Origin of the sequence: Pseudoduganella sp. R-34 (genome assembly GCF_049904655.1) — a bacterium.
Lineage (GTDB): Bacteria > Pseudomonadota > Gammaproteobacteria > Burkholderiales > Burkholderiaceae_D > Rugamonas.
In genome coordinates this window covers 4195548-4210655 of the sequence record NZ_CP184572.1, presented here as the reverse complement: position 1 = coordinate 4210655, position 15108 = coordinate 4195548, and the positions used below count along the sequence as shown (strand labels likewise).

The window sequence follows — 15108 nt, the reverse complement described above, 5'->3', positions numbered from 1 at the left end:
CCTCAAATGCGGAGGTTTTCCGCTGAATATTCTTCCCTGGGCTCGCCGGGTTCGGCAGGCTCGGGGTGGATAGCGGGTGGGCGATGGCCTACCGGACAAGCTTGACATTGTAGCTCACAGGAATGGTCGTAACAATTGGCGAAGATACTTAGACGGGGCATCCTGGCTGTCCAGGCCGACGTCAGCTTGTCCGATGCAGCCCGGCGGCTGGCGGTAGGTGCGGAACAGGTGGTCCCACAGCATCAGCCATTCGCCGAAATTGACCTGGGCGTCCTCGTATTTGCGTTTGTGGTGCCAGCGATGGGTCTGGGCGACGCCGAACAGGTGGCGCAAAGGACCCAGCGAATAGTCGAGGTTGGCGTGCTGGAAAGCCAGGTGGACGGAAAGAATGGCCAGGCCGGTCGCGACCGTGGCAGCCGGCGCTCCCAGTGCCAGCAGGACGGCAAAACCCGGAGCGCCCATCATCATGGCGTGCAGCGGGTGGCGCCGTTCGCTGTTCAGCCAGTACAGGCGTTCGCTGCTATGGTGCGCTTCGTGGAACAGCCACAGGCGGTGGTGGCGATGGCTCAGCCAGTGCATAAAAAACAAGCCGAAATCGAGCACGACCATGGCAGCGGCGATTTGCGCCCAAGCCGGCCAGGTGGCCGGCCAGGCTGCTGGCGCAGGCAACAGGGCGCGTGCCCAGGACAGGATTTCAATACTGCCATACAGGACGCTTGCGTTGACCAGGAAGTGCAGGCCGTCGGTGCGCGTATCGCCATGATCGGCCAGCCAGGCCGCCTCATAGGGCTGCAAGCGTTCGAGCAGGGCGACGCAGGCAATGGCCGCCAGCGCCATCAGCGGCACGGCTGGCCAGTAGGGCAAGCCTTGCGTGGCGGCCCAGAAAATCGCCGCGGCGGCGCCGCCAAAAACGATTGGATAACTCAGGTAGCGTATCGTCCATTGTTTCATGTTGACCTCCAGTGGTGAAAGAAGGCCAGCGTAAGGGCGCGCGCGTCAGGTGGCTTGAACGAAAGAGCTATCCAGCACGATGCCGCGCAGCATGGCGGCCGGGTTAAGGCCGAACATCTCGCGGAAAGTACGCGAAAGGTGGGCCGAGTCGGCAAAACCGGCAGCGTGCGCCGCGTCGGTCAGGTTGCCGCGCTGAGCAAGCCGGTGTAGTGCCAGTTCCAGGCGCAGCCATTTACGATAGCTGCGCAAGGGGAGGCCGGTCTGTTCGACGAACCAGTGGGAAAAACGGTCAGGCGACAGATGGGCAAGCTCGGCCAGCTGGAGCCTGTTTGCGCCACCTTCCGCAATGCCTGCGCGCAGCGCCCCGGCAACGGCAGTCATGCGCGCATCCTGAGCCGAGGGCCGGGACAGGCCGAAAGCCTGCCGCAGCACGCTGCGCAGGGGCTGGCCTGTATCGGCGGCCGCGAGGAGCTGGCTGCACAGATCGTCGGCCAGCAGCGTCGGCGTGTCGGCCGGGGCCTGGAATAAAGCCGTTCCTTCCGGCGTCAGCGGGTCCAGGTAGACCAGGAGCGCCTCGTCGGCGCAGACGCAATGCGCCAGTCCTGCCGGGATGGTAATTCCCGGGGCGCGCAGCGGGCCGCTAGGGAAGGCCACGCCAATTTCGCCATGGAGCGAAATGACCAGCTGGTGCGCGTAATGGGCGTGCAGTGCGCTGTCGCCGATCGCGCCGCGGAATACGCCGAAGCCGGGCGAGAGCAGGGCGTTTCCCGACCAGTGCTGTCCAGGCATCAGGCTGACGCGCACTTGCGCACCGTGTCCCAGGTGCGGGTGGTGATGTCCTTGCCGAAAGTCTTCTCGATCAGGCGCATGAAGACCGGGCCGTCGCTGCTGGGCAAGTAGGTCGAAAACACCTCGCTTCCAATTACGCCAAGCATTTCGGCGCCGCTGATGGGCGGCGGCAGCACGGTCGCGGATGGTGCGGCACGCAGGAAGCTCACCACGCGCTTGGCGGCAGGATCGGCGCCAAGGCCAGGATAGGGATCATCCGCCAGCAGGTCTTGCAAGTGTTTTTGCGAGCGGATAATGGTGTAGAAGCTGCGGCCGAGCGCCTTTTCCATCGCTGCCTCGGCCTTGCGTTCCAGCGCGGCTTCGGAGGCGGAACGGGCGTCGAATGCTACATTGCCGCTTGATAGAAGCGTCTTGACGTTGGAAAATCCGGCAGTTTCAAAGGCGGCTTTCAGTTCCGGCATCTTGCAGTTCATCGGGCTGACGCCGCGGAGCAGGGCAATATAGCGAGGCATTGTGTTTCAGATAAAAGTTGAGCCGAAGGGATTATCGTTCGAAACGGATGGCGAGGCCAGCCTGCTGATGGCGGCCGCCCGCGCCGGCGTGGTGCTTCCCAGTTCCTGCCGCAACGGCACCTGCCGCACCTGCATCTGCCAGGTGCAAAGCGGCACTGCGCGCCACCTGATTGAATGGCCAGGCCTGAGCCTGGAGGAGAAGCGGGAAGGCTATATCCTGCCTTGCGTGGCGGTTGCAACGTCGGACCTTGTGATCGTCGCTCCCGCTGCGAAGTTTACGACAAATTGTTAAAGGGGTTTCTGAAGTCATTCTCTATTGCTATAGTAATCGTTATTGCAATAGATGGAATCGCCATGACAACTCGCAGAGACTTCCTCCATATGATGGCGGGCACAGCGCTGGCTGGGCTGCCGCTGCTTGGCCAGGGTCGCGCGCAGTCGGAGCCGGAACCTCCGCCCGATATTTTCGACGCCCAGATGCTGGACCTGGAATTCTGGATCAAGCCGCGCACGATCAGCGTGATCCGGCCGCAAAGCGGGGAGAAGGCCCGGCTGACCTACTGGAAGGATGGCGAGATCATCGACTCGGCTTACCAGGAGCTGTGCCATTTGCTGCGCGACGTGAACGGCAAGGAGACGGCAGCGATTGATCCGAAGCTGTTCGAGACGCTGTGGGGCGCGCAGGCGTTTGTGCAGCGCTTCGGGATCGAGAGCCCGCTGGAGATCTTGTCGGGGTATCGCACGCCGGCTTCCAACAAAAAGCTGATCGAGCAGGGAATTCCTGCGGCGCGGCAGTCGCTGCATATGAGCGGCAAGGCAGCCGATATCCGGATTCCGAACTTGAACGCGGAGGTGCTGGGCAGCCTGGTGCAGAGTTTCCGGCAGGGGGGCGTGGGGTTCTATTACCGCCAGGGACCGCGTGGCGGGTGGATTCATGCGGATACGGGGCTGCAGCGGAGCTGGAAAGGCTAAAACCGGTAAGCCAGTGTCTGACCCATAGGGTCAGACACTGATACGCGGCTGCCGCAGGCCGGGGTGTCTGACCCTGCGGGTCAGACAACGGTTTACCGGTTTTCAGTGGTAGTAATAAGCCGGCGTCGGCACCGCATCCGTCCTGGCCAGCCGCTCCGCCTCCAGGTCCACCTTATGGTCCCACCAGATATTCCACCCCACCCGCTGGTCTTCCACCAATTCCGGATGCTCATCCAGCAGCTTGCCGAAGAACGCATCAAACTCAGATACATATTCGTTTACTTTCATACCGCCTCCTGAGGTTTCGGTTACACTCCTGACCCATGTTTAATCACGATGACGAAGCGGCCAAGCCGCGCTTTCGCCCGGTGCCGTGGACCGCACTGGAAACGCCCCAGGACGTGGAGCTGTGGATTGCCGAGCACGACCTCGCGCTGAAGGAACACGTCGGCAAGCAGGAAACCGGCTACGGCGTGTGTTTCAGCCTGGCCGAGGGCGGCGATATCTACATGCAGACCACCGAGGGCGCCGTTATCCTCGATGTTACTCCTGAAGCCGATTGGGTGGAGCCCTTGCTGTGCGCTATCGCCGCTTGCGAGCCGCCCAAGGGCCGCCTCTGGACCCTGCCCGAAGACAAGCTGGTGCAGCTCATCCTTGGCCTGTCCGTCCTAGTCGCCAGCACCACCCTCGTCGTCGGTCACAAATTCGGCCGCAGCCGTTCTTATTAAAGGATTCCTGATGCGCAAACCGTTGATCGCCCTCCTGCTGGCCGCAGCTGCGCTGCACGCCAGTGCCGCCGACCTGCTGCAAACAGTCAAGGCGCGCGGCACGCTGAAAGTGGCCATGGAAGGCGTCTACCCGCCATTCAATTTCAAGGAGAAAAATGGCGAGCTGGCGGGTTACGACGTCGACGTAGCGCGCCTGGTGGCCAGCAAGCTGGGGCTGAAGCCGGAATTCGTCACCACCGAATGGGCCTCGATCCTGGCTGGACTGGCCAGCAATAAATACGACGTCATCATTTCGCAGGTTGGCATCAACCCGAAGCGCGAACAAGCTTTCGACTTCAGTACGCCTTACATCTACTCGTCGCCGATGCTGATCGTGCGCAAGGATGACAAGAACAACTGGACTTCCCTCGAACAGCTGAAAGGCAAGCGCGTCGGCGCCGGGCAGGGTAGCGTCTACGAAATGCAGTTGAAGGCTGTGCCCGGCATCGACGTGAAAGGCTACCCGGCAGCCCCGGAAAACCTGACCGACCTGGCGCTGGGCCGTATTGATGCAGCCTTGAACGACAGCCTGATGACGGCCTATTTGCTGAAAACCACCAAGCTGCCAATCAAGGCCGGCGCCCGTGTCGGCGCCGTCGAGCGCATGGGCATTCCCTTCCAGAAGGGCAATCCCGCCTTCAAGGCCGCGCTCAACAAGGTGCTGGCGGATGCCGCCGCCGACGGCAGCCTGAAAGCCATTTCCATGAAGTGGTTCGGTACTGACGTCAGCAAGGCGCCCTAAGCATGGAGTGGCTGGAGCTGCTGCACGAGGCGGCGCCCGTGATGTTGAAGGGCGCCGGTTATACCCTGGTGTTCGCGGTCGCCGCGATGGTGGGCGGCCTGGTGCTGGGCTTTCCCACCGCCGTGATGCGCATCCTGCCCTGGAAACTGCTGCGATGGCCGGCCAATGTGTACGTCAGCCTGATGCGCGGCACGCCGCTGCTGGTGCAGATGTTCGTGATCTATTACGGCCTGCCGTCGGTCGGCATCGAGTTCACGCCGGTCACCGCCGGCATCCTGGCGCTGAGCCTGAACGCCGGCGCCTACCTGTCGGAAAGCCTGCGCGGCGCCATCCTCTCGATCCATAAAGGCCAGTGGTCGGCCAGCTACAGCCTGGGCTTGGGCTACGGACAGACCTTGCGCCATGTGGTGATGCCGCAGGCGCTGCGCATTGCCGTGCCTTCGATGAGCAATACCCTGATCAGCCTGATCAAGGATACTTCGCTGGTGTCAGTCATTACCATGACGGAACTGATGCTATCGACGAAGGAAGTGATTGCCACCACCTTCCGCCCCTTGCCGCTCTATCTCGCGGCAGCTGTCATTTACTGGATCCTCAGCCTGGCTTTCGAGCAACTGCAACGCTTTGCCGAACAACGCCTGAACCGCGCGCACCGCCAAAGTTAGCTGCTCGACATTGTCACAAGGGCATGCTAGGCTGGAACCAATATGGATAAAGACCAGCATGCCAGGCAGGCGGAGCAGGGGACCGCCACCCGGCCCGCCGTCCCCGGACTGGCAGGGCTCGATGCACTCTTGCCCGGCGAAGCAGTGCTGGCTGCCATGGGAGGCACTCCGCCAGCCGTCTACAACGGCCTGCAACGCGCCAGCGGCGACCTGCAACTGGCCAGCGACCAGGACTACTTCAACGATCTCTACCTGCTGGCCCCGGTTGGCTATTTTGTTCTCGCGAGCGACAGCACCATCCTGCAAATGAACCTGGTGGGCGCCGACCTGCTCGGCCTGCCGCGCCAGAACCCTGATGGCGTCCCCTTCCGCAACTATGTGGCGCAACGCTTCATTGCCGATTTCGATGCCTTCGTCAGCAACAGCCTGGCCAGCGAAGAGCCGCAGCGCCTGTCGCTGCAGATGACGCGCGGGCGCGGTGACCGCGGCTTTGCCGTCACGCTGCTGGGCAGCGGCACGCCAGGTCTGGCGCAATTGCGCGTGGTGCTGGAAATGGCCGAAGGCAAGCTGGCGGCGCTGGAAAAAAGCGAAGAGCGCTTTCGCCGCATCGTGCACAGCGCGGAAGAGGGGATCTGGGAAATCGACGCTGCGGCACGCACCAGTTTCGTCAATCCCAAGATGGCCGCCATGCTCGGTTATACGATCGAGGAGATGCTGGAGCAGCCGCTGGTCAACTTCATGGACGACGAAGGGCGCGCCCTGCTCGAGCGCAATATCGCACGCCGCCAGCAAGGCATTGCGGAGCGCCACGAATTCAAGTTCCTGCGCCGCGATGGCAGCGATATGTGGGCCACCCTGGCCACCAACCCGATCTTCGATTCCGATGGCAGCTACCTCGGCGCGCTGGCGCTGGTCAGCGACATCACCGAGCGCAAGCTGTCGACCGAACTGATCTGGCACCAGGCCAATTACGACTCGCTGACGGCCCTGCCGAACCGCAATATGTTCCAGGACCGGCTATCGCAGGAAATGAAGAAGGCCCGCCGCGACGGCCTGTTCCTGGCCCTGCTGTTCATCGACCTCGACCAGTTCAAGGAAATCAACGACCGGCTCGGGCACGAAATGGGCGATGCCTTGCTGGTGGAGGCGGCGCACCGCATTAGCGCCTGCGTGCGCGCCTCCGACACGCTGGCACGGCTGGGCGGCGACGAGTTCGTGGTAATCCTGCCCGGCCTAGACCATGTCACCAGTGCCGAGCGCGTGGCGCAGCAGATCATCACCAGCCTGAACCGGCCCTTCATCCTGGGCGACAATAGCGGATCGGTGTCCGCCAGCATCGGCATCGCCCTGCATCCCTCGGACGCCAACGACCCCGAGCAACTGCTGCGCAACGCCGACCAGGCCATGTACGCCGCCAAGAATGCCGGCCGCAACCGCTACAGCTACTTCACGCCCGACATGCAGGCCGCCGCCCAATTGCGCCTGCGCATCACGCGCGATTTGCAGATGGCGGTCGCCAACGAACAGTTCGAGCTGCACTACCAGCCCATCGTCAACCTGCATAGCGGCACCATCGAACGTGCCGAAGCGCTGCTGCGCTGGCGCCACCCCGAGCGCGGCATGCTGAACCCGGCCGACTTCATCGGCAGCGCCGAAGCCAGCGGCGTCATTCTCGAAATTGGCGACTGGGTATTCCGCAGCGCCGCCGACCAGGCCAAGCGCTGGCAGGAGGAGCTGGGGCGCCCCTTCCAGATCAGCGTCAACCAGTCGCCGGTGCAGTTTCGCACCGGCCCCGAGATTTTCGAGAAATGGATGCGCTATGTCGAGCAGATGCACCTGGCGCCGCGCAGCATCGTGATCGAGATTACCGAGCGCCTGCTGCTCGACAGCAGCGGGCCGGTGATGGAGCGCCTGCGCCAGTTCAAATCGATGGGATTGCAGGTCGCGCTGGACGACTTCGGCACCGGCCACTCCATGCTGGCCCACCTCAAGAATTTCGATATCGACTACCTGAAGATTGACCGCAGCTTCGTGATGGACCTGGCCGGCGATTCCGGCGACCTCGCGCTGTGCGAAGGCATCATCGTCATGGCCCACAAGCTGGGCCTGAAAGTAGTCGCCGAAGGCGTCGAAACCGAAACCCAGCTCAACCTCCTGAAAGCCGCCGGCTGCGACTACGCCCAAGGCTTCGTCTACGCCCGCCCCTTGCCCCCCAGCCAGATGGGCGCGCTGGCCCGCGGCCCCGCCCAACTGGCGTGATAAAAGTCGGGGTCAGCTCCGGCAATCGGACATTTTCCTAAAGGCCTTCACCGCGCGGCCGACGGTTCGTGCCGAAACGTCGCAAAAGGCTGCGATCTCTGCCATCGTGTAATTGTGCGAGAGATAGGCCTGGGCCATCGCTTCGTGGCGGTCCAGGTAAAGGAGGAAGTAGTCCCTCAGCGGCTGCACGATTGCTTTTCGTTGCGTGCGTTTTATTTCCAACAGGTCGCCGCGGATTTCCCCTTGGGCCGCCAGCAAGCAGAACTCGTCGCTTCCCAGGAAAAGCTGGTGGCGCACTGCTCGGAAGGGATTTTGTTGACCGATGCCGGCCAAGACGAAGTCTTCAAACGCACATATTGCTTGTTGGCGAATATTGCCGAATTGTGCGAGGACGGTATCGCGCTCGAGCCAAGCAGGCGCGTCAACTGAGCCGACCAACGCGCCGTAGCTGCTCCATAGCCAGTGGCTTGGGTGTTTTACCAGTCCGGCCCGCACAGGATTCAAGACGGTGTAGCGCGAAAGCTCCCTCAGATATTCGCTTTCCTGGCAGAGGATGGCGTGGTAGCGTCCTTGAAAAACGTGCCCAACCAATCGGTGTTGGCGATTGAAATACTGGGAGTAATTGCCATTGAGGTAACGCATGCCGCGCGACAGCTTGCCTAGCCGTGTTTTCAGGACCAAATGATAGTGGTTGCCCATTTGGCAGTAGGCCAGGACGCTAAAGTCGAAACGCGCGCAAGTTTCAGCGAGCAGTGCCAGCCAGGTCAAGCGATCGCTATCATTGCGGAAGATGGTGGAGCGTCGGTCTCCACGTGCAGTGACGTGGTAGCAGGCGTTGTCGCGCTCGATTCGCAAAGGTCGATTCATAGACCAAGTTTAGGTCCGACCAGCGAAGTCAAATTTGCGTCAGCGCAAGAAATGTCTGATTGCCGGAGCTGACCCCGACTTTTAACTTAGGCGTAACAGGGAGACGACGCGGTCGCGGTTGATGCCGACCAGGGCGGAGGTGAGGGAGACCAGGGCGGAGTAGCCGGGCTCGTTGGCGACGTTGGCGAAGACTTCGGCCATCTGGCCCATGCCGGCCACTTCGATTTCCGGCAGTTCGCTTTGCACGCGCTGGGTGGCAGTTGCGAGTTCCTGGCGGACCTTGGCCAGCGCGGCTTCGACGTGCGCCAGGGCTTGCGTTACTTGCTGCAGCGTGGCGCGCATCGCTTCGATGTCGCTGGTGCCCCAGCCTTCGGGCATCACGACCGGGGCTTCGGCGTCGGCCTTGATCCGGTTGAGCTGGCCCGCCGGGAAGCGGATGCCCGAGCCTTGCACGGCCAGCGAGTCGCGAATCCCGGGCCAGGCGCTTTCCGGCGCCGTGAACACCAGCTCGCCATCCTTGTTGACCGACACGCGCACTCCGGCCGGGGCCATCGCCTGGTCGAAGCGGGAAATGATTTCAGCGTCCGAGAGGCCGGGCGCCAGGTGCACCGAACGCAGGCCGGCGGTGCCGCCGCCCACCGAGATGGCCAGCGTCTCGCGGGCGCCGTTGCGCAGGTTGGCCAGGGTCATGCCGCGCACGGTGAAGCGCTGGGTCGACGGCTGGTTGGAGTAGTTCAGTTGCGCGTCAAGCGTACCGCCGGACGCTTGCGCCCGGTTGCGCCAGGTTTCGCTGAACTGGCGTACGCGCTGTTCCACCTGGCCGTCGCGCATGGTGCGCGTGGCCAGCTTGGCGGCGATGTCGGTCTTCAGGGCGCGCAGCTGGGCTGCGCTTTGCTCGAGGAAGTCAATCGCTTGCTGGGCGCCCGAGACATCGTTCTGCAGCGGGGCATCCATATTGCTCAGGCCGCGGCGCAGGGGGGCGGGCGCCTTGCTGGCTGCGGCCTGGTCGATCGCCGCGCTTGCCTCTGCCGGCGTGGTCTCAGCCTGTCCTGCCGCCGGATTGGCGGTGGCGCGGGCGGAGAGGCCGGTAGTGCTGGGGCGCTGGGCGATTTCCATGATATTTACAGTACGTTAAACAGCGACAGTCCGCTGACCTTCGAATAAGCCTGGTAAGTCGCTTGTAGGGCGCTATTGTAACCAGACAGCTGGGTGGCCGCGAGGCCGTAATCCAATTGTGCGATATCGGTGATCGCGATCTTGTTCGACAGGCTGACGTTGCTGTGGTTATTGGCCAGGGTTTCCATCACGTTCTGGGCGCCGCCGAACTGGGCGATCTTGCTGGAAATCTGGTTCAGCGCGGAGTCGGTGCCGTCCAGCGCGGTTTTCAACACGCCTTGCAGGACCGGGTCGCTGGGGCTGACGGTTGGGCTGCTCAGCATGCTGATGGCCTGGTCCAGCTGGTTGAGGTAGACGTCCATGCCTTGCACGGTGACATTGGCCGGCTGGGTGATGCCATTGCCCACCACGACTTCCTGGGTGCCGTTATTGCCGGTATAGCTGTAGCGCGCGCCCAGCGGCTGGGTGGCGTCGTACGACAGCGCCGCGGTCGAGGTGAGGGTGCCGGAGAAGATGTACTTGCCTTCCTGGTCCTTGGTATTGCCGTTGAAGTACAGCGAGTCGCGCAGCGCCACCAGGCTGTTGACCATGGAGTTCAGGTCGGCCGGCGTGTTGGAGCCGTCCGAAGCCCACACGAACAGGTCGCGCGCGGCGCCCATGTCGTCGACCATCGAACCCAGGTAGGTCTCGTTCTTCGACAGGCGGATCTTCACGGCGCTGATGTTGTCCACGTACTGGCTGACGATATTCTCTTCGCGGCGCAGGCGCGACAGGCGCACATTGGCGATCGGCTCGTCGGACGGCACCTGGATCTTGTTGCCAGTGGCCATTTGCTCGGTCAGCTTGGCGATCACCGTCTGGTTGATCTGCAGCGAGCGGTTCATGGATGCCTGGAACTGGCTGGAGGCGATACGCATTTCAATAATCCTCAGAACAGCGCCAAGGTGGCGTCAAACAGGGTGTTGGCAACGGCGATCACTTTCATGTTCGCCTGGTACATATTCTGGAACTCGACCAGGTTGATCGCTTCCTCGTCCTTGTTGACGGAGCTGGTCGCGGCCCAGTCGTCTTCCGATTGCTGGCGGATGGTGGTGGCGGTGTCCAGCAGCGACTGGTTCTGGCCGCTGTCGATGCCCAGCTTGCCCACCAGCTGGGTGTCGGCATCGCCGATCAGCACCGTGCCGACCGAGGTCAGGGTGATGGGCTGGCCCTTGATCGCGATCAGGTCTTGCAGGTTCTTGCTGTCGCCAGGCGCGCCGTTGGACGAGAACGCCAGGTCCTGGGCCTGGATGCCCGGGACCAGGCCGAGGATGCCGCCGGCGCCGGTGGCGTTGAAGGCGAACAGGGCGCCGCCAGGCGTGGCGGTAATCGGCGGACCCGGCAGGCCGTCCGGCTTGTAGCCCAGCGCCATGGTGTTGTTGACCTTGGTCGCCAGCTGGTTGGCCATGTCCAGCAGCGATTGCTGCAGCGGCTGCAGGGTGTTCTTCTCGAAATCGCCAATGCCGCCCAGCTGGCCGCCGACCTTGGTATCGTCCAGGCCGAAGGTGGTGCCGGCAAATTTCAGTTCGAGCGTGGCTGGCGTGGTCGACGGATTCATCGACATGGTGCCGGCCAAGTTGCCGACCACCAGCGGCTGGCCGCTGCGCAGGGAAACGCTGCGGGTGCCGTCCGGCTGTTCCAGCACCTCCACCGAGACCAGGTTGGCCAGCGAATCAATGGCGCGGTCGCGTTCATCGACCAGGGCCGAGGTGTTGGTGCCGAGCGAACCGGCCTGGGTAATGCGGTTGTTCAGGGCCGCAATATTGGCGCTGAGGGTATTCAGTTGCGGCAGCATGGCGTCGCGCTGCTGCGTGATCGACACCTGCTGCTGGCGCGTGACGTTGTAGATGCTGTTGAACGATTGCGCCATGGCGTTGGCGGCGGTCAGCACCTGCTGGCGCAGCGGGGTCGACACCGGGTCGACGCCGGCCGCGTTCAGGGCGCGGAAGAACTGGTCGACGCCGTTCGACAGGCTGGTCTTTTCATCGCCCATCACGCGTTCAAGTTGCGTGAAGTAGGGCTGGCTCTGGGTGCGCGAGCCGAGTTCGGAGTTGGCACGCCATAATTGCTGGCTCTTGTACGAGTCGGAGAAGCGCAACAGCTTGCTCACTTCAACGCCGAAACCGGGACCGCCGGAGCCGGCCGAAGGGGCAACGGCCGACAGCAGCACGCCCTGGCGGGTATAACCCTTGGTTTGCAAGTTTGCAATGTTCTGGCTGGTCGTGTTGATGGCGGCCTGGGCGGCCAACGATCCCGACAGTGCATTGTTGATAATCGACATGGTGCAATCTTCCCTTAGGCTGGGCCGTTGCTCAATGGCATCTTGGCCCGTTATCGAGTAAAGGCGACCGCGCCAATGGGGAGATTAAGCGTCGGTCGGATTTTTCTTGGATAAAACTGAAATTTCTGGCTGGGAAGCCCCGGCAGGCGGCGTCGCTGGCAATAACTGGCGCAGGATGGCGTCGGCGACGCCGAAGGCGCGGCGGCCGGCCAGTTGGTCGGCCACCATATTGTCGGCCATGTCCAGCATGTCGCTGTTGATCGAGTCCTTGTAGATGCTGTCGTCGTCGGCCATGGCCTTGGTGGCGTCGCGCATCTTGTGCAGCGTCTGGGCGATGAAGAAGCTCTCGAACTTGACGGCGGCATCGGTGGCCTTGTCGCGATAGCGTACTTCCTCGGTCTGCGGGGCAGGAGCGGCCTGCCCGAGCTTGCTGTCGTCGGCGCCGATGTCCAGCTTGCGTACCGGCAGGGGGGCGAAGCGGCTGTCCATCAGATCACCACCAGTTCGCCTTCGATGGCGCCGGCCTGGTCCAGGGCTTGCAGGATTGCCATGATGTCATCCGGCGTCGCGCCCAGGCTGTTGACCACGTCGATGATGGCTTGCAGCTTGGCGCCTGCCGGCCATTTGAACATTTGCGGCTTGGCTTCATTCACCGCCACGTTCGATTGCGGGGTGATGGCCGTCTGGCCCTGGCTGAAGGGCGCCGGCTGGCTGACCTTCGAGCTTTCCGAAATGACCACCTTGAGCGAGCCGTGGGTAACGGCGGCCGCCTTCACGCGCAGGCCATCGGCGATGACCACGGTGCCGGTACGCGAGTTGAACACGACTTTCGGCACGTCCTGGCCGACTTCGATCGGCAGCGCTTCCAGCTTGGCCATGAAGGCCACGCGCTGGGTCGGGTTCTGCGGCGCCAGCACGTCGATGCCGGTGCCGTCCGCCGTGCTGGCCACGTCGCCGAACTTGCGGTTGATCGCTTCCACGATATTGGTGGCGGTCTCGAAGTTCGGCTGCTTCAGCGACAGGTGCACTGATGGCTTGCTGGCGAAGTCGGTGGCGATTTCGCGTTCGATCACGGCGCCGTTCGGGATGCGGCCGGCGGTCGGGGTGTTGACGGTGACCGAGGAGCCGCTCTTGCCGGCGGCGGACAGGCCGCCCACCACCACATTGCCCTGGGCCAGCGCGTAGACTTCGTTGTCGGCGGCTTTGAGCGGGGTCAGCAGCAGGGAGCCACCGCGCAGGCTCTTGGCGTCGCCCAGCGAGGAGACCGTGACGTCGATCGGCTGGCCGCGGCGGTAGCCGGGCGGGAACACGGCGGACACCATCACGGCAGCCACGTTCTTGGACTTGGCGTCGGCGCCGTCCGGCATTTTCACGCCGAACTGCTTGAGCATGTTGACCACCGACTGGCTGGCGAACTTGACCTGGGTCGAGTCGCCGGAGCCGTTCAGGCCGACCACCAGGCCGTAGCCGACCAGGGGGTTGTCGCGCACGCCCTCGATGGCGACCAGGTTGCGCAGCTGGGGGGCGGCGCTGGCGGGGATGGCGATGGCCAGCAGCAGGGCTGCCACGAACCGGTAAACCCGTGTCAGACCTGCAGGGTCAGACACTGATACGCGGCGGCCGCTGGCCAGTGCCTGACCCTGCGGGTCAGGCAGTGATTTGCCGGTTTTGAAGCTGAACATATCCATCACCTCAGAAAGGCATCAAGGGACCAAGGAAGAAGCGCGTCAGCCAGCCCGGCTGGTTGGTATCGGCCAGTGTGCCTTGCGCGCCGTAGGCGATGCGGGCATTGGCGATGCGCTGCGACGACACCATATTGTTGGCATCGATATCGGCCGCGCGCAGGAAGCCGCGCAGGCGCACGAATTCCTCGCCCTGGTTCAGGGTCAGCACTTTTTCGCCGGCGACCTTGAGCAAGCCGTTCGGCATCACTTCCTGCACGATCACGGTGATCGCGCCGCTCAGGGCATTCTGCTGGGTGCTCTGGGCATCGCCCTTGAAGCCGCGCTCAGCCGAAATATCGACGCCGGCCTTCGGGAAAGTCTTGCCCAGCAGGCCGGGCGAGGCGATGCCAACGCTGGAATCCTTGGCCAGGGTGGTGCCGGCACTCTTCGATGCCTGCGTGGTTTCCTGCAGGATCACGGTGACGATATCGCCGACGCGGAAGGCGCGGCTGTCCGACACCAGCGAGATGCTGCTGTCCGGATTGAAGACGCCACCTGAGGTGCCGCGCGGCAAGGCGCTGCGCGACACGGCAGGGGTTTCGTCGAACGGCGCCGGGCGCACGGTCGGCTGCAGGCTGGAGCAGCCAGCCAGCAGGACCAGGGCCAGCGCGGGCAGGGCGGTTTTCATCAGCGTGCGGCCTGTGCCAGGTACTGCAGCATATTATCCGCTGCCGTCAGAACTTTGGTGTTCATTTCGTAGGTGCGCTGGGCTGCGATCATGTCCACCATCTCTTCCACCACCTGCACGTTGGAGCCCTCCAGGGCACCCTGCTTGAGCTTGCCGAACTGGGCGTCGCCCGGACGGCCTTCGGTCGGGGCGCCGGAGGCCGGGGTTTCGGCAAACAGGTTTTCACCCAGCGCCTGCAAGCCGGTCGGGTTGATGAAGGAGGTCAGGGTCAACTGGCCCAGTTCGGTCGGGGTGGTGTTGCCCGGAATCGTGGCCGACACGGTGCCGTTTTCGCCGATGGTGATGGCGGTGGCATTGGCCGGCACGGTGATCTGCGGCACCAGCGGCAGGCCGGAGGCGTTGACCAGCACGCCGTCCTTGTCGACCTGCAACTGGCCGGCGCGGGTAAATGCCGGCTCGCCGTTCGGGCGGCGCACCTGCAGGAAACCATTGCCCATCACGGCCACGTCGAGCGCGTTGTTGGTGGTTTGCACATTGCCGTTGGTGAAAATCTTCTGGGTGCCGACCAGGTGGGTACCGTTACCCATCTGCACGCCGGACGGGTTCAGGGTGTTGTTGTCGGCACGCTGGGCGCCCGGCTGCTGGTCGATCGAATAGAACAGGTCTTCGAACACCACGCGGTCGCGCTTGAAGCCGACGGTGTTGGCGTTGGCCAGGTTGTTGGCGATGGCCTGCAGCTTCGCGTCTTGCGCCTGCACGCCGGTCTTGCTGATCCACATTGCTGGATTCATCGTGA

Annotated in this window: 18 protein-coding genes; 6 read left to right on the top strand and 12 right to left on the bottom strand. The window is 63.3% G+C overall.

What is annotated here, in order from left to right; genetic code table 11:
* Positions 1 to 114: 114 nt before the first annotated feature.
* From ACN9MW_RS19240 to ACN9MW_RS19230, 3 genes are read right to left on the bottom strand one after another with little or no spacing between them, the layout of a single operon-like run.
* A complete protein-coding gene (locus ACN9MW_RS19240; RefSeq protein ID WP_426162085.1) occupies positions 115 to 951 on the bottom strand; it encodes a sterol desaturase family protein in 837 nt (278 codons plus the stop codon).
* Positions 952 to 996: 45 nt separating this feature from the next.
* Positions 997 to 1755, bottom strand: coding sequence for a helix-turn-helix domain-containing protein (locus tag ACN9MW_RS19235; protein ID WP_426162083.1), 759 nt, complete (start codon positions 1753 to 1755; stop codon positions 997 to 999).
* Positions 1740 to 2252 (bottom strand): DUF1697 domain-containing protein, encoded by a 513-nt coding sequence (locus tag ACN9MW_RS19230; RefSeq protein WP_426162081.1) that lies wholly within the window; start codon positions 2250 to 2252, stop codon positions 1740 to 1742. Before ACN9MW_RS19230 ends, ACN9MW_RS19235 begins: the two co-directional genes overlap by 16 nt.
* A gap of 10 nt (positions 2253 to 2262) precedes the next feature.
* Between ACN9MW_RS19230 and ACN9MW_RS19225 the strand changes: the two genes are divergently transcribed.
* A complete protein-coding gene (locus ACN9MW_RS19225) occupies positions 2263 to 2544 on the top strand; it encodes a 2Fe-2S iron-sulfur cluster-binding protein (protein WP_426172243.1) in 282 nt (93 codons plus the stop codon).
* Positions 2545 to 2636: 92 nt separating this feature from the next.
* Positions 2637 to 3224 carry a YcbK family protein gene (locus ACN9MW_RS19220; protein WP_426172242.1) on the top strand — a complete coding sequence of 196 codons (588 nt, stop codon included), beginning with the start codon at positions 2637 to 2639 and terminating at the stop codon, positions 3222 to 3224.
* 102 nt (positions 3225 to 3326) lie between these two features.
* Here the strand turns inward: ACN9MW_RS19220 and ACN9MW_RS19215 are convergent, their stop codons facing one another.
* The gene (locus ACN9MW_RS19215; protein WP_426162080.1) at positions 3327 to 3512 is read right to left on the bottom strand and encodes a DUF3460 family protein; all 186 of its coding nucleotides are present in this window, start codon (positions 3510 to 3512) and stop codon (positions 3327 to 3329) included.
* Positions 3513 to 3547: 35 nt separating this feature from the next.
* Between ACN9MW_RS19215 and ACN9MW_RS19210 the strand changes: the two genes are divergently transcribed.
* From ACN9MW_RS19210 to ACN9MW_RS19195, 4 genes are read left to right on the top strand one after another with little or no spacing between them, the layout of a single operon-like run.
* Entirely contained in the window at positions 3548 to 3952 is a 405-nt protein-coding gene (locus ACN9MW_RS19210; RefSeq protein ID WP_426162079.1) for a hypothetical protein, read from the top strand.
* Positions 3953 to 3962: 10 nt separating this feature from the next.
* Positions 3963 to 4733, top strand: coding sequence for a transporter substrate-binding domain-containing protein (locus ACN9MW_RS19205; RefSeq protein ID WP_426162078.1), 771 nt, complete (start codon positions 3963 to 3965; stop codon positions 4731 to 4733).
* Positions 4734 to 4735: 2 nt separating this feature from the next.
* Positions 4736 to 5398: an amino acid ABC transporter permease gene (locus tag ACN9MW_RS19200; protein WP_426162077.1), complete on the top strand. Its 663-nt coding sequence runs from the start codon at positions 4736 to 4738 to the stop codon at positions 5396 to 5398.
* 42 nt (positions 5399 to 5440) lie between these two features.
* Positions 5441 to 7657, top strand: a complete 2217-nt coding sequence (locus tag ACN9MW_RS19195) for a putative bifunctional diguanylate cyclase/phosphodiesterase (protein ID WP_426162076.1) — start codon at positions 5441 to 5443, stop codon at positions 7655 to 7657.
* A 12-nt stretch (positions 7658 to 7669) separates the two neighbouring features.
* Here the strand turns inward: ACN9MW_RS19195 and ACN9MW_RS19190 are convergent, their stop codons facing one another.
* The 8 genes from ACN9MW_RS19190 to flgG form a co-directional block, all read right to left on the bottom strand.
* Complete coding sequence (locus ACN9MW_RS19190) at positions 7670 to 8512, bottom strand: transposase (RefSeq protein WP_426162075.1); 843 nt, start codon at positions 8510 to 8512, stop codon at positions 7670 to 7672.
* Positions 8513 to 8605: 93 nt separating this feature from the next.
* Positions 8606 to 9640: a hypothetical protein gene (locus tag ACN9MW_RS19185; RefSeq protein WP_426162074.1), complete on the bottom strand. Its 1035-nt coding sequence runs from the start codon at positions 9638 to 9640 to the stop codon at positions 8606 to 8608.
* A 5-nt stretch (positions 9641 to 9645) separates the two neighbouring features.
* Complete coding sequence (gene flgL, locus ACN9MW_RS19180; protein ID WP_426162073.1) at positions 9646 to 10557, bottom strand: flagellar hook-associated protein FlgL; 912 nt, start codon at positions 10555 to 10557, stop codon at positions 9646 to 9648.
* An 11-nt stretch (positions 10558 to 10568) separates the two neighbouring features.
* Positions 10569 to 11960: a flagellar hook-associated protein FlgK gene (gene flgK, locus ACN9MW_RS19175; RefSeq protein ID WP_426162072.1), complete on the bottom strand. Its 1392-nt coding sequence runs from the start codon at positions 11958 to 11960 to the stop codon at positions 10569 to 10571.
* 84 nt (positions 11961 to 12044) lie between these two features.
* A complete protein-coding gene (locus tag ACN9MW_RS19170) occupies positions 12045 to 12449 on the bottom strand; it encodes a rod-binding protein (RefSeq protein WP_426162071.1) in 405 nt (134 codons plus the stop codon).
* A complete protein-coding gene (locus ACN9MW_RS19165; protein ID WP_426162069.1) occupies positions 12449 to 13642 on the bottom strand; it encodes a flagellar basal body P-ring protein FlgI in 1194 nt (397 codons plus the stop codon). The genes ACN9MW_RS19170 and ACN9MW_RS19165 overlap by 1 nt, the downstream gene beginning before the upstream one ends.
* Positions 13643 to 13652: 10 nt before the next feature.
* On the bottom strand, positions 13653 to 14312 hold the full coding sequence (gene flgH, locus ACN9MW_RS19160; RefSeq protein ID WP_426162068.1) for a flagellar basal body L-ring protein FlgH: 660 nt from the start codon (positions 14310 to 14312) through the stop codon (positions 13653 to 13655).
* Complete coding sequence (gene flgG / locus ACN9MW_RS19155; RefSeq protein WP_207232845.1) at positions 14312 to 15103, bottom strand: flagellar basal-body rod protein FlgG; 792 nt, start codon at positions 15101 to 15103, stop codon at positions 14312 to 14314. The genes flgH and flgG overlap by 1 nt, the downstream gene beginning before the upstream one ends.
* Positions 15104 to 15108: the final 5 nt, after the last annotated feature.

Excerpts from the sequence above, each read along its gene's own strand:
- ACN9MW_RS19240 (WP_426162085.1), bottom strand. The coding sequence starts at position 951 with ATGAAACAATGGACGATACGCTACCTGAGTTATCCAATCGTTTTTGGC.
- ACN9MW_RS19165 (WP_426162069.1), bottom strand. The coding sequence starts at position 13,642 with ATGTTCAGCTTCAAAACCGGCAAATCACTGCCTGACCCGCAGGGTCAG.
- ACN9MW_RS19205 (WP_426162078.1), top strand. The coding sequence starts at position 3,963 with ATGCGCAAACCGTTGATCGCCCTCCTGCTGGCCGCAGCTGCGCTGCAC.
- ACN9MW_RS19200 (WP_426162077.1), top strand. The coding sequence starts at position 4,736 with ATGGAGTGGCTGGAGCTGCTGCACGAGGCGGCGCCCGTGATGTTGAAG.
- flgL (WP_426162073.1), bottom strand. The coding sequence starts at position 10,557 with ATGCGTATCGCCTCCAGCCAGTTCCAGGCATCCATGAACCGCTCGCTG.
- ACN9MW_RS19215 (WP_426162080.1), bottom strand. The coding sequence starts at position 3,512 with ATGAAAGTAAACGAATATGTATCTGAGTTTGATGCGTTCTTCGGCAAG.
- flgG (WP_207232845.1), bottom strand. The coding sequence starts at position 15,103 with ATGAATCCAGCAATGTGGATCAGCAAGACCGGCGTGCAGGCGCAAGAC.
- flgH (WP_426162068.1), bottom strand. The coding sequence starts at position 14,312 with ATGAAAACCGCCCTGCCCGCGCTGGCCCTGGTCCTGCTGGCTGGCTGC.
- ACN9MW_RS19170 (WP_426162071.1), bottom strand. The coding sequence starts at position 12,449 with ATGGACAGCCGCTTCGCCCCCCTGCCGGTACGCAAGCTGGACATCGGC.
- flgK (WP_426162072.1), bottom strand. The coding sequence starts at position 11,960 with ATGTCGATTATCAACAATGCACTGTCGGGATCGTTGGCCGCCCAGGCC.
- ACN9MW_RS19185 (WP_426162074.1), bottom strand. The coding sequence starts at position 9,640 with ATGGAAATCGCCCAGCGCCCCAGCACTACCGGCCTCTCCGCCCGCGCC.
- ACN9MW_RS19220 (WP_426172242.1), top strand. The coding sequence starts at position 2,637 with ATGGCGGGCACAGCGCTGGCTGGGCTGCCGCTGCTTGGCCAGGGTCGC.
- ACN9MW_RS19195 (WP_426162076.1), top strand. The coding sequence starts at position 5,441 with ATGGATAAAGACCAGCATGCCAGGCAGGCGGAGCAGGGGACCGCCACC.
- ACN9MW_RS19230 (WP_426162081.1), bottom strand. The coding sequence starts at position 2,252 with ATGCCTCGCTATATTGCCCTGCTCCGCGGCGTCAGCCCGATGAACTGC.
- ACN9MW_RS19210 (WP_426162079.1), top strand. The coding sequence starts at position 3,548 with ATGTTTAATCACGATGACGAAGCGGCCAAGCCGCGCTTTCGCCCGGTG.